Origin of the sequence: Chromohalobacter sp. HP20-39 (assembly GCF_033052815.1) — a bacterium.
Classification (GTDB): Bacteria; Pseudomonadota; Gammaproteobacteria; order Pseudomonadales; family Halomonadaceae; genus Chromohalobacter.
Genome location: NZ_JAWHTP010000285.1, coordinates 1 through 368, shown reverse-complemented (window position 1 = coordinate 368; position 368 = coordinate 1). Strand labels below are relative to the sequence as shown.

General features: G+C 63.6%; 1 protein-coding gene. It reads left to right on the top strand.

Features of this window, described 5'->3' with window-relative positions:
* Positions 1–44 precede the first annotated feature (44 nt).
* Positions 45–368, top strand: a 324-nt coding sequence (locus RVY79_RS18010) for a DNA-binding protein (RefSeq protein ID WP_317465887.1), incomplete at its 3' end; no start/stop codon positions are given.

Sequence of the window (368 nt, the reverse complement as noted above, 5' to 3'; positions counted from 1 at the left end):
CCCGCGTTGGCTCAGTTTCGCCAAACCGTAGTGACATTTTTATTTTGTTCTACGCCGAGCAAATCAAGCCGACGCTAAGCGCAGTGCGCGAGCGGCTGGGCACTGGCAGCATGAACACCATCCACCGCCATCTGGTTACTTGGCAGGGTCAACAAAAGCCTGCCGCGCGCAAGATTGGCGATCCGAACCCCCGCCTGCTGGCCGCACTGGGCACCGAGTTTTCGCGGGTGGCCGAGGACGCCGCGGCCGACGCCGAGGCCGCACTGGCGCAGGTCATGAGTGAAAACGCGGTGCTGGCCAGCACTGGCGAGGCTCTGGAAGCTGAACGCGACGCCCTGACGCAGGAGCTGCAGCAGGTTGCGACAGAG